The sequence below is a fragment of the Streptomyces sp. ITFR-16 genome (genome assembly GCF_031844705.1).
Classification (GTDB): domain Bacteria; phylum Actinomycetota; class Actinomycetes; order Streptomycetales; family Streptomycetaceae; genus Streptomyces.
In genome coordinates, this window is record NZ_CP134609.1 from 7612724 (window position 1) to 7624844 (window position 12121).

Consider the following 12121-nt stretch of genomic DNA (forward strand, 5'->3'; position numbering starts at 1 on the left):
CTCGTTCGGCATGACATCAGGGATGACGCGACGCACCACAGTGAAGACAGCGATCAGCGCAACAGGCGCCCTGGCGCTGGGAGTTCCGGCGCTCTCCGGCACGGCGGCGGCGCTCGGTACCTCCGATGAATCAGGGAAGCGCGGGCGGGCGGAGGACGTCCCGGATCCGGTGCTCCAGTACCGCGCTCCCGCCGCCGACTGGGAGAGCGAGTCCCTGCCCATCGGCGGCGGTGCCCTCGGTGCGAGCGTCTACGGGACACTCGCCTCCGAACGCCTCACCTTCAACGAGAAGACCCTGTGGACCGGCGGCCCGGGCTCGGCCGGCGGATACGACTTCGGCAACTGGACGGCCCCGAGACCGGGCGTCCTCGCCGGTGTGCAGGAGCGGCTGGACAGCGAGGGCGGCCTCGGTCCCGACGCGGTGGCCGCCGAACTCGGCCAGGCCCGCCGCGGCTACGGCGCCTACCAGGTCTTCGGGGACCTGCGGCTGGACATGGAGGGAGCGCCGTCCGCCCCCGACGCGAGCTACCGGCGCGGCCTGGACCTGCGCACCGCCCTCGCCACCGTCACGTACACCCACGAAGGGGCCGCCCACAGCCGGGAGTTCTTCGCCTCCCACCCCGGGGCCGTGATCGCCGGACGGCTCACCGCCGACCGCCCCGGGCAGGTCGCCTTCACCCTGCGCTACACCTCGCCCCGCGACGACTTCAGCGCCACCGCCGCCGGCGACCGGCTCACCGTACGCGGTGCGCTCCAGGACAACGGACTGCGCTTCGAGGCCCAGATCCGGGTGGGCGCCACCGGCGGCACGGTCACCGCCGGGGGAGACGGCACCCTCACCGTCACCGGGGCCGACAGCGCCTGGTTCTTCCTCGCCGCCGGCACCGACTACGCGGACACCTACCCCGGCTACCGGGGCGAGGACCCGCACACCGCGGTCACCTCGGCCGTCGACACCGCGGCGGCCGCCTCGTACGAGAGCGTCCGCGACACCCACGTCGCCGACCACCGGGCCCTGTTCGACCGGGTCGCGCTCGACATCGGCCAGCAGCTCCCCGACCTGCCCACCGATCAGCTCCTCAGCGCCTACACAGGCGGCGCCGCACCCGCCGACCGCGCCCTGGAGGCGCTGTTCTTCCAGTACGGCCGCTATCTGCTGATCGCCTCCTCGCGGGCCGGCTCGCTGCCCGCCAACCTCCAGGGCGTGTGGAACAACTCCACCACCCCGCCCTGGTCCGCCGACTACCACACCAACATCAACCTCCAGATGAACTACTGGCTCGCCGAGACCACCAACCTCGCCGAGACCACCGCCCCGTACGACCGCTACGTCCAGGCCATGCGCGAGCCCGGCCGCCGAACGGCACGCGAGATGTTCGGGACCGACGGATGGGTCGTCCACAACGAGACCAACCCCTTCGGCTTCACCGGGGTGCACGACTGGTCCACCTCCTTCTGGTTCCCCGAGGCCGCCGCCTGGCTCACCCAGCAGATGTACGAGCACTACCGCTTCGGCGGCTCCACCGACTACCTGCGCTCCACCGCCTACCCGGCCATGAAGGAGGCCGCCGCATTCTGGCTGGCCAACCTGCGCACCGACCCGCGCGACGGCCTCCTCGTCGTCACCCCGAGCTACTCGCCCGAGCACGGCGACTTCACCGCCGGGGCGGCGATGTCCCAGCAGATCGTCCACGACCTGCTCACGAGCACACTGGAGGCCGCCCGCACCCTAGGCGACGCACCCGCCTTCCGGGACCGGCTCACGGCGGCACTCGACCGGCTCGACCCCGGCCTGCGGACCGGCAGCTGGGGCCAGCTCCAGGAGTGGAAGAGCGACCGCGACGACCCCGCCGACGACCACCGCCATGTCTCGCACCTCTTCGCCCTCCACCCCGGCCGGCAGATCGAGGCGGGCAGCTCCTGGGCCGAAGCCGCCAGGATCTCCCTCGGCGCCCGTGGCGACGGCGGCACCGGCTGGTCCAAGGCATGGAAGATCAACTTCTGGGCGCGGCTGCGGGACGGCGACCACGCCCTGAAGATGCTCTCCGAGCAGCTGAAGAGCTCCACCCTGCCCAACCTCTGGGACACCCACCCGCCGTTCCAGATCGACGGCAACTTCGGTGCCTCGTCGGGCATGGCCGAGATGCTGCTCCAGAGCCAGCACGACGTCATCGAGATCCTCCCCGCCCTCCCGGCCGGCTGGCCGGACGGATCGGTGCGCGGGCTGCGCGCCCGGGGAGGATTCACCGTCGACATCGAGTGGGCCGCCGGACGGGCCCGCCGTGTGGTGCTCACGGCGGGCCGCACCCGCGAAGCGACCGTCCGCAGCACGCTGTTCACCAGCGGCGAGAAGGTCATCAGGGCCCGCGCCGGACAGAGCTACACACTCACCCCCGACAGCTGAGCGAACAGCGAGGTCACCTGCGCCGCCGAAGTGCCGGGCCCCGTGGGACCGTTCAGGTGCCACGGGGCGCCGGTGCCCCGCCGCAGATCCTCCTCGCGGTAGCGCCGGCAGCCCCGGTGCCAGATCAGGATGCCTGCGATCCAGTGCTTCAGCTCCTGCACGTACCCCGCCAGAATCTCCCTCGCCTCGGCGCTCAGATCGAAGTCGTCGTACAGCACCGGGAGTTCGTGCTCGGCGACATGCAGGAACTGCCGCAGCCGCGACTTCATCAGGTCGTAGAGGATCTCCACCCCGGTCGCATAGCCGACCCCGAAGAAGTTCTGCACCACCAGGACACCGTTGTGCACCTCACCCTCGTACTCGATCTCCTTCTGGTACGAGAACAGGTCGTTGAGCAGCGCCGCGTAGTCGGCCGCCGCGTTCTCCAGGGAGCGCAGCGGGCCGCTCTCGTAGATCTCCGGCGGCACCTTCCTGCCGTGTCCCAGCCGGCACAGGCTCATCGTCAGATCCGAGCCGAAGGTCATGCGGCGCATCTCGACGTAGTCCACCGGGTCGGGAATCCGGTTCTGCGCCTGGTTCGCCAGCTCCCACAGCCAGCTGGCCGTCATGTCCTCCACGGCCTTGCGGAAGGCCCGCCTGCCCTCGTCGTCCATCGGGGCTGCGGTCAGCTCCCAGAGATCGCCGAGACTCCGCTCCAGCGCGTTGACCGGCTCCGGCACCGGGCTCCCGTCCAGCGGCATGAACAGCGAGAGCCGCTCATTGGCCAGCCGGGCCCCCGCCAGGTCACGGGCCCGCCCGTGCACCACCGGGAACCAGTCGTCTCCGTACGTCCCCCACGCCAGCCACCGCGAGGACAGGTCCAGCCCGTCCGGATCGGCGTCCGGGTGGATACCGGCCGCGCACAGCGGAAGGTCGATCGCCCGCAGCCGCTCCTCGTCCCAGATGTGCGAGCCCGGCACCCCCGGCTGCGCCTCCAGGATGCCCATCCGGCCCGCCCAGTCGACCAGCCGCTCGCGGGCCCCGTCCAGATGCGGGCTGAGCGTCGTGCCGAACGGCAGGTCGAAGTCGGGCAGCAGGGAAGGGCCGACGTGCTGATAGGGCAGATGGGCGTGGCTGCGCAGCCTCGCCGTTTCCGAACGCGGATCGAGGCGGATCGAGGCGGCGGCCATCCCGAAGCCCGGAGCGGCCCGGGCGGCGCCGCCGTCGTTCATGTAGCGGCTGGAGCGCATGTGCCACTCATGACCGCCGGACTGCCAGTCCTGGAGCCCCTTGACATACGCCAGGACGGCCGCCGTCTGCGCCGGGTCCAGTCCCTTGCCCGCGCACAGCGGCCCCAGCTCGGTCAGCGCGGTGTTCTCGAACTGCTGGAGCCGCGAGGTCAGCAGGTCGTTCACCGCCTCGGCGGCCTCCTGCGTCGAGCAGCCGAGGAAGCGCTCCAGGACCAGCACCCCGTTGCTGTTCTCGCCCTCGTCCTCCACCTCCCGCTGGTACGAGAACAGGTCGTTGCGCAGATGGACCCCGTCCGAGAACGCGTCACGCAGCACCCGCAGCGCCCGTTCGCCGGCCACCGCCTCGGGCACCTCCGCCCCGGCGGCGTACTCCACCAGCCCCGCCGACCAGGGCGCGCCGCCCACCTTGCGGCGCATCTCGATGTACTCGACGGGGTTCGCGATCCGGCCCTCGTTGATGTTGGCGAGCTCCCACAGCGACTCGTTGAGGAGGTTCTTCGTCGACTCGGCGAACCGCACCCGCCACGCGTCCGACATGGCGGGCACGGTCCGCGCCCACAGATCCGCCAGCCCGGCCTCGACCGGGTTGGCCGGCTCCGGGGTCGGCGCCCCGCGCTCCATCGGCATGAACGCGGGCAGCCGGTCCAGGTAGCGCTTGCCGCCCTCGCGGTCGGGGGTGCGCTTGAACAGCTCCAGGAAGTGGTCGTCGAAGAAGAAGACCCACACGTACCAGTCGGTGACCAGGGACAGCGCCTCGGCCGAGCAGTCGGGGTGGGTGTAGGCACACAGCAGTGCGTAGTCGTGGGAGTCGAGATCGTGCTCCTCCCAGATACCGGACCCCTCCAGCATCCCTATGGTCCGCGCCCACGTCTTCGTGTGCTGCCGCGCCTCCTCCACATGGGGGTTGAGGCGCGCCGGATACGGAACATAGAAGTCCGGCAGGGTGAAGGGCTGTGCCATGCGCGTACGGCCTTTCCGGTCGTGGCCGCGTGGGCGTCACGCGGCCGGTCTGTCCGCGCCAGCACTACCCTTCGGCCGTTCGGAGCACGCACAGCCGGAATTAGTCACACAAGAAGTACGCCCGTTCGAGGGACGCCGCCGCGGCCGGACCGCGCACCCCGCCCGCGCGTAAAAGTCAGGTAACGGGCCACTGCCAGAAACCCGTTGCTCCTTTCCGGCCGCAGGTCACAGGCCATGCCAGTGGTCTGGTCCACTGGCTCGGCCCGCCGCCCCCACCACGCTCTTGACGCGCTCTCACCTCAGGTCACAGAGTGTGCGCGCACAGCGGAACACGAGATCGGAACGCGCAGACCTCTCGACACGAACGGCTCGGGGAACGCCCGGCTCCAAGAAGGGTTGTCATGACGTCCAAGCACAGGACCGGACGCGCACTCGCGTTGACCACCGCAGGCGCGCTGAGTGTCGCGCTCCTCAGTCCCGCGGCACAGGCCGGCGCGGACGGGGTGCGGCCGGAATGCCCGCGCGGGCTCGCGTGCGACTGGGTCCCGGCGGCCTACCAGCAGACCGGCGACCCGGCCGACAAGGAGACGTACGGCAACTACGACACCGCGGACCGGCCGCACAGCAACAAGATCAAGTTCATCGTGCTGCACGACACCGAGGAGGACTTCGACAGCACCCTGAAGATCTTCCAGAACCCCCTGAACCAGACCTCGGCGCACTACGTCGTCCGGTCCGGCGACGGACATGTCACGCAGATGGTGAAGAACAAGGACGTCGCCTGGCAGGCCGGGAACTGGTATCTCAACACCCACTCCATCGGCATCGAGCAGGAGGGCGTCGCCGTCGAGGGCGCCCAGTGGTACACCCCCGAGATGTACCGCTCGACGGCCGCACTCGTGCGCTACCTCGCCGCCAAGTACGACATCCCGCTCGACCGCCAGCACATCATCGGCCACGACGGGGTACCCCCCACCAGCGCGGCCGGCACCGCGGGCATGCACTGGGACCCGGGCACCTACTGGGACTGGAACCGCTTCATGGCGCTGCTCGGCAGGCCCACCGTGCCGACCGCCCTGCCCGGCAGCCGGCTCGTCACCGTCAGCCCCCGGTTCAAGGACAACAAGCAGGCGTTCCGCGACTGCGAGAAGGGCGTCGACCTGCCCGTCCAGGGCTCCAGCGCCGTCCCGCTGTACACCGAACCCTCCACGGACGCCCCGCTCTTCTCCGACCCCGGCCTGCACCAGGACGGCTCGCCCGGCACCAACTGCGCCGCCGACTGGGGCAGCAAGATCAGCGCCACCCAGCAGGCCGTCGTGGCGGACCACGCGCCCGGCTGGACGGCGATCTGGTGGTACGGCAAGAAGGCCTGGTTCCGCACCCCCGCCCGCACCCGCACCACCACCCCCACCTCCGGCTATGTCGTCCGGCCCAAGGCGGGCAAGGACGAGGTGGCTGTGTACGGGGTGGCGTACCCGGAGAAGTCCGAGTACCCGGCGGACTTCGCCGACCAGCGGGTGGGCGCGCCCCTGCAGTACACCATCAAGGCCGGGCAGTCCTACCCCGGCGGCGGAGAGGCGCCCACCGGCTTCTTCTACGCCCCCACCATCGACGCCTCGCTGCCCCTGGACCACTCGTACTTCCGGGGCAGGCAGAAGTACGTCACCGTCCAGATCGGCCACCGCATCGCCTTTGTGAAGGCCTCCGACGTGGACATCGTCCGCGTGCGCTGAGCGGGTACAACAGCGCGCCGCGGGCCCGGTGTGTCGGCACCGGACCCGCGGCGCGCCTCCTCGATGGACCGGTCAGCGCGTGCCCACGGCGGCCCGCACCGCACGCCGCGCCATCGCGCAGTCGTCGTGCAGCCGGCGCAGCAGCAGACGCTGTTCCTCGCCCGACGACAGTGCGCCCGGACGGTCCTGGCCCGTCCTCGCGGGCGCGGAGGTGTCCCGCATCGCCCGCTGCACGGCCGTCTCGTACGTACGGATCTCGCGGGTGAGCACCAGCATCAGGTTGATCAGGAACGCGTCCCGGTGGGCAGGGCCCTGGGCCTGCGCCAGCTGGCTGATCTGACGACGGGCCGACGGTGCGTCACCGAGCACCGCCCAGAGCGTCGCCAGGTCGTAGCCCGGCAGATACCAGCCCGCGTGCTCCCAGTCGACCAGCACCGGACCGGTGGGTGACAGAAGGATGTTGGAGAGCAGCGCGTCACCGTGACAGAACTGCCCCATCCCGTGCCGCCCGCCGCCGTGGGCCAGGCCGTGCAGCAGCTTCTGCAGGTCGCCCAGATCACGGTCGGTGAAGAGTCCGAGCTCGTGATAGCGGGCGATGCGCGCCGCGTAGTCCAGCGGCGCGTCGAACAGGCCGGACGGCGGACGCCAGGCGTTGACCCGGCTGACCGCGCCGAGCACGGCCCGCAGATCGGCCCGGGGCGGCGCCTCCGAGGGATGCCGGGTCAGAGCGGCCACCCGGCCGGGCATCCGCTCGATGACCAGGGTGCAGTTCTCGGGGTCGGCGGCGATGAGCCGGGGCACCCGGACCGGCGGACGGTGCCGGACGAACGCCCGGTATGCCGCTATTTCGTGGCGGAACCGCTCCGACCACGCGGGGGAGTGGTCCAGTAAACACTTGGCGACCGCCGTCGCGCGCCCGGTGGAACCCACGAGCAGCACCGAACGGCCGCTGCGGCGCAGGACCTGCACCGGGTTGAACTCCGGGCAGATCCGGTGCACCGAGGCGATGGCCATCCTCAGCTGGGCTCCCTGGGGGCCCGACAGGTCAAGCCTTCCGCTGAGCGACGGGGCACCCGGCCCCGCCGTGCGCCGGGGCCGGCCGAGGCCGGGTGCCGGGGCGGCGGCGCGGGGGTCGAGGTAGGGTCCGGCGCCCGCTCCGAGGGGACGCAGCGGCCGGGGCGGGGCGGACACGGAGGACGATGCTGTGTACATGGGCGAGACAGATCCCTTCGTGCGCCGACAAGTTGCGTGCGCCGCCCCGGCCGGCGGCCGTTCGGCACCCTGGGGAGTACCTAGGGCTGCCGGGCGGGGTGGCGCTTTCCTACCTGACACCGGCCCGCGGGTGGCAGACCACGTAGCGACCCCTGGCGAAGCCTGGCGAATAGTCGCAAGGCATCTGACAGGGGGTTACTGTCAACACAGCCGAGAACCTGGGGGCTTGACGTGACCGGAGAACCCAACACCCGCCTGTCGGACCTGTTCGGCCTTGCCGGCTGGTCCAAGGGCGAGCTCGCGAGAATGGTGAACCGGAAGGCGGCGGCCATGGGCCATCCGCAACTGGCCACCGACACCTCGCGCGTGAGGCGCTGGATCGACATGGGGGAGTCCCCCCGCGATCCCGTGCCCAAAGTGCTGGCGGCCCTGTTCACCGAGCGGCTCGGTCGTGTCGTGACCATCGAGGACCTCGGGTTCGGCCGGCGCGGGCGTGTGGGGAAGCGGCGAGAAGCCGGGACGGAAGACAATCCCGACCAACTCCCGTGGGCGCCCGAGCGGACGGCAGCGGTCCTCACCGAATTCACGGGAATGGACCTCATGCTCAACCGACGCGGCTTGGTGAGCGCGGGCGCCGCGCTCGCCGCCGGCTCCACCATCGCCGGCCCCATGCACGACTGGCTGCACACCGACCCCGTACTGGCGGCCGACGCCCCACGCACCGACGATCCCGTCCACGCGGACCCCGCCGGCTTCGACCGGTACGAGGCCGCGCCCATCGGCTCGGAGGAGATCGAGGCCCTGGAGCGCTCCGTTGAGGTGTTCCGCGCCTGGGACGCCTCCCGCGGCGGCGGCCTCCAGCGCAAGGCCGTGGTGGGCCAGCTCAACGAGGTGGGCGGCATGCTCGCCTACCGGCACCCCGACCATCTGCAGCGCCGCCTCTGGGGCGTCGCCGCCAACCTCGCCGTGCTCGCCGGCTGGATGTCCCACGACGTCGGCCTCGAACCCACGGCCCAGAAGTACTTCGTCATCGCCGCACACGCGGCGCGTGAGGGCGGCGACCGGCCGCGCGCGGGCGAGGCCCTCTCCCGGGCGGCCCGTCAGATGGTCCACCTGGGCCGTCCCGACGACGCGCTCGACCTGATGAAGCTCGCCAAGTCCGGCTCGGGCGACATGGTCCTGCCGCGCACCCAGGCGATGCTGCACACGATCGAGGCCTGGGCCCAGGCGTCCATGGGCCGGGGCCAGGCCATGCGGCGCACCCTCGGCAAGGCCGAGGAGCTCTTCGTCTCGGACAAGGGCGATGTGCCCCCGCCCAGCTGGATGCAGATGTTCGACGAGGCGGACCTGCACGGCATGCAGGCCCTGGCGTTCCGCACCCTGGCCGAGCACGACCCCTCGGTGGCCGTCATCGCCCAGCGCCACGCCAAGCAGGCGCTCGAACTGCGGCTCAGCGGACGCCAGCGGTCCAAGATCTTCGACTACATCTCGCTGGCCTCGGCCTGCTTCCTCGGCGACGACCCCGAGCAGGCCGACCGCTACGCCCGGCTCGCCCTGGTCACGATGGGGGAGACCTCCTCGCACCGCACCTGGGACCGGCTGCGCGAAATGTACCGGCTGACGGGCCAGTTCGCGGGCTACGCCAAGATCGAGGACCTGCGCCGGGAGATCCAGCTCGCGCTGCCGCAGAGCAGCCTCGTCAAGAAGCCCAGGAGTTCCGAGATCTGACCCAGCCGCGTACGCGGTCTCCTACGCCCCGATGCGGGCGATCAGCACACAGGCGTCGTCCAGCCGCTCGGCGCCGCCGAACGCCTCGATGACGGCCCGTACACAGTCCTGCGCCGTACGGGCTGCGGCGAAGCGTGGCGCGAGGCCGAGGAGTGCCTCCGTGCCCGGACGGGCTCCGCCCTGCCCGCTGCTGTTGTCCCGGGCCAGTCCGTCCGTGTGCAGCACCAGTACGTCACCGGGCAGCAGATGCGCCGTGTCCTGCTCGTAGGCGACCCCGGACGCCGCCCCGAGAAGCACCCCGTCCGGAGGGGGGAGCGGACGCCCGGCACCGTTGCGGAAGAGCAGCGGTGCGGGGTGGCCGGCCTGGGCCCAGTCCAGGGTGCGCGTCGCCGGGTCGAACCGGCAGCACACCGCGCTGCCCAGAGCCGGCTGGATGGAGGTCTCCAGTAACTGGTTGAGATGGCCCATCAGCGCTCCGGGCTCGATCCCCGCGACCGCCATGCCGCGCAGCGCACCCAGGATCACGGCCATGGCGGACGTCGCCTGGATGCCGTGGCCGGTCAGATCGCCGACCGTGAGCAGGGTTCTGCCGTCCGGCAGTTCCATCGCGTCGTACCAGCCGCCGCCGATCAGGGCGCTCGACCGGGACGGGAGGTAGTGGGCGGCGATGTCCGGCGTGCCCGGGCCCCGGTCCGGCAGCCGCAGCGAACTGCGCCACGGGGGAAGCACGGCCTCCCGGAGCTCCACCGCCATCCGGTGCTCGGTCCGGGCGATGTGCTGCTGGCGGCGGAGCGATTCGTGCGTACGGCGGACGGCCTGCTGGCTGCGCCGCAGCGCGCTGACGTCCCGCAGGACGGCCCACATCGAAGCGGTGCAGCCGTCGGTGTCGAGCACGGGCTCGCCCATCATGTGCAGCGTCCGCGTCCGGCCGTCCGGGTGCAGGATGCGGAACTCGCCGTCTATCGGCTTGCCGTCCACCAGGCAGTCCGTCACCAGCGCGGTGAGTGAGGGCTGGTCCTCGGGGAGCAGTACGGAGGGGAGGTCGTCCAGCGACAGTCCGCCCGCCTCCGGGCTGCGGCCGAAGATCCGGAAGAGTTCTTCGGACCAGCTGACCTCGTCGGTCAGCAGATTCCATTCGGCGCTGCCCACCCGGCCGATCAGCGGGCCCGAGGGCTCGTCGGCGGCCGGTGCCGTGTCCGCGCCCACGGGCTGTTCCGGGACGTCCGCCGGAAGCCCTGCCTTGAGCTGTCCGAGGTGTGCGCCCAGATCGTCGAGGTGGTGGACCGCGAGGTCGCAGAGCGCGCGCTGCCAGCGCAGCTGCGGATCGTCCTCGTCCACGAGCACGGTGTCGCGCCGCACCGCGTCCACGTCACCGCGAAGCCGGCGCGTCCGGTGGATCAACGCGTCGACGGCATCGCGCTCGGGCGGCTGGGGGGCGGGGCGGTCCGCGGACAGATGGGGCGGCATGTCGTACTCCGATACGGGCGCGGTACAACCAGGTCCGAAGGGTGGACCGGATATGACTGTTGCACAGCCGTGAGAGGACCGTAAGCCGTTTGGCAACACTCGATATGTTCTTGCTTCTGGCATATGTCAGCGGCTGACCGGAGCCCGGATATTTTCGAACAGCCTTGCTGGTTACGGGTGTTGGCGCAAGTCATCGGGCATGCGGAGCGGAGGGGAATGCCTGTGCGAGCCCTCGCGTTGAAGCGGCAGAGCGAAAACGAATCCCGTTCTCAGGAGGAGTGCGGTGTTCGGTACGCACGAACCGGGGGTTGCCCATGGCCCGCAGTGAGGCCCGTCCCGTCGTCACGCTCCGCTCGACCGCGGGGACGGGGCAGAGCTATGTGACGCGCAAGAGCCGTCGCAACGACCCCGACCGCCTGGTCCTGCGCAAGTACGACCCGGCCGCCGGCCGGCACGTCCTCTTCCGCGAGGAGCGCTGACCGCAGGGTGCGCCGCCGCCCCTCCGTGCCCTGGGTCACAGTCCGGGGTGCGGATTCCAGGGAACACGCGGTGATGGTTTATCGTTCACCTATGTGTGGATGACGCACTGAGCGCCCACCCCCGAAGCCGCCCCGGCTGGATTCCCCCGATCCGGCCGGGGCTTCCCCCTGCCCGGACGAAAGACCCCTGTGCGGGACCGGCTCACCGCCGCCGCGCCAAGGCCTCGACCAGCAGGGCGGCCATCGCGAGAGCCGCCGCCGGCACCGCACCGCTCGCCGGCCACAGCCGTACCGCCAGCGCGGCCACCGCCGCTCCCGCCACCACGGCGCACAGCCGCCCGGCGACCCAGCCGTCGCCCCGGTGCCGCACCCCTCGGGCCAGCCGGCCGACGAGTGAGGTGAGGGTGCCGGTGAAGTAGTTGGTGGGCGTGGCGCGGATCCGTCCCTGAATCCCCATCGCGAGCCCCGTCAGCACCAGCAGCCCCAGCCGGTCCGCGTCCGAGGTGATCAGCTCCGCCGCCCACAGCCCCGCGGCCGCCGCGAGCAGCCCCGTCTCCGTGAGCAGCATGACGGGCAGCCGCCGCCACATCCGCTCGCCCACCGCGGCGGCCCCGGCCACCCCGCAGCCGTACGCGAGGAGCGCGGTGACCACCCGCAGGGCCACGCCCTCCTCGCCCGCCCCGGCGGCCGAGGCTCCCAGCAGCACCAGATTGCCGGTCATCACCCCGGCGAAGACCTGGCCGACACAGATGAAGACGAAGGCGTCCGCCGCGCCGGACGCCGCCGAGAGCAGCAGCAGCGCCGTATGGCCGCGCGGGTCGTCCGCCCCCTCGGGGCCGGCCGGATCGGTGGAGGAGGGGGAGCGGGAAGTCGGCACCCCAGCATCTTCGCCGCCGCTGCCCGCCACAG

General features: G+C 71.5%; 7 protein-coding genes and 1 pseudogene. 4 read left to right on the forward strand and 4 right to left on the reverse strand.

Annotation, left to right across the window (positions count from 1 at the left end; all coding sequences use genetic code 11):
- The first annotated feature begins 22 nt into the window (after positions 1-22).
- Positions 23-2404, forward strand: coding sequence for a glycoside hydrolase family 95 protein (locus tag RLT58_RS33645; RefSeq protein ID WP_399131714.1), 2382 nt, complete (start codon positions 23-25; stop codon positions 2402-2404).
- Here the strand turns inward: RLT58_RS33645 and RLT58_RS33650 are convergent.
- Positions 2380-4593: a terpene synthase family protein gene (locus RLT58_RS33650; RefSeq protein ID WP_311314143.1), complete on the reverse strand. Its 2214-nt coding sequence runs from the start codon at positions 4591-4593 to the stop codon at positions 2380-2382. The genes RLT58_RS33645 and RLT58_RS33650 overlap by 25 nt on opposite strands.
- A 401-nt stretch (positions 4594-4994) precedes the next feature.
- On the opposite strand from RLT58_RS33650, the gene RLT58_RS33655 reads away from it, so the two are divergent.
- Positions 4995-6326, forward strand: coding sequence for an N-acetylmuramoyl-L-alanine amidase (locus RLT58_RS33655; RefSeq protein WP_311314144.1), 1332 nt, complete (start codon positions 4995-4997; stop codon positions 6324-6326).
- A gap of 72 nt (positions 6327-6398) precedes the next feature.
- Here the strand turns inward: RLT58_RS33655 and RLT58_RS33660 are convergent, their stop codons facing one another.
- Positions 6399-7538 (reverse strand): aminoglycoside phosphotransferase family protein, encoded by a 1140-nt coding sequence (locus RLT58_RS33660; protein WP_311314145.1) that lies wholly within the window; start codon positions 7536-7538, stop codon positions 6399-6401.
- A 231-nt stretch (positions 7539-7769) separates the two neighbouring features.
- On the opposite strand from RLT58_RS33660, the gene RLT58_RS33665 reads away from it, so the two are divergent.
- Positions 7770-9266, forward strand: coding sequence for a DNA-binding protein NsdB (locus RLT58_RS33665; protein WP_311314146.1), 1497 nt, complete (start codon positions 7770-7772; stop codon positions 9264-9266).
- A 21-nt stretch (positions 9267-9287) separates the two neighbouring features.
- Here RLT58_RS33665 and RLT58_RS33670 read toward each other — a convergent pair whose 3' ends face one another.
- A complete protein-coding gene (locus RLT58_RS33670; protein WP_311314147.1) occupies positions 9288-10733 on the reverse strand; it encodes a PP2C family protein-serine/threonine phosphatase in 1446 nt (481 codons plus the stop codon).
- A 314-nt stretch (positions 10734-11047) separates the two neighbouring features.
- Here RLT58_RS33670 and rpmG point away from each other — a divergent pair, with 314 nt between their 5' ends.
- The gene (gene rpmG / locus RLT58_RS33675) at positions 11048-11212 is read left to right on the forward strand and encodes a 50S ribosomal protein L33 (RefSeq protein WP_311314148.1); all 165 of its coding nucleotides are present in this window, start codon (positions 11048-11050) and stop codon (positions 11210-11212) included.
- An 89-nt stretch (positions 11213-11301) separates the two neighbouring features.
- Here the strand turns inward: rpmG and RLT58_RS33680 are convergent.
- Positions 11302-12008 (reverse strand): annotated as a pseudogene (locus RLT58_RS33680) (YoaK family protein).
- Positions 12009-12121: the final 113 nt, after the last annotated feature.

Excerpts from the sequence above, each read along its gene's own strand:
- rpmG (WP_311314148.1), top strand. The coding sequence starts at position 11,048 with ATGGCCCGCAGTGAGGCCCGTCCCGTCGTCACGCTCCGCTCGACCGCG.
- RLT58_RS33660 (WP_311314145.1), bottom strand. The coding sequence starts at position 7,538 with ATGTACACAGCATCGTCCTCCGTGTCCGCCCCGCCCCGGCCGCTGCGT.
- RLT58_RS33670 (WP_311314147.1), bottom strand. The coding sequence starts at position 10,733 with ATGCCGCCCCATCTGTCCGCGGACCGCCCCGCCCCCCAGCCGCCCGAG.
- RLT58_RS33650 (WP_311314143.1), bottom strand. The coding sequence starts at position 4,593 with ATGGCACAGCCCTTCACCCTGCCGGACTTCTATGTTCCGTATCCGGCG.
- RLT58_RS33655 (WP_311314144.1), top strand. The coding sequence starts at position 4,995 with ATGACGTCCAAGCACAGGACCGGACGCGCACTCGCGTTGACCACCGCA.
- RLT58_RS33645 (WP_399131714.1), top strand. The coding sequence starts at position 23 with ATGACGCGACGCACCACAGTGAAGACAGCGATCAGCGCAACAGGCGCC.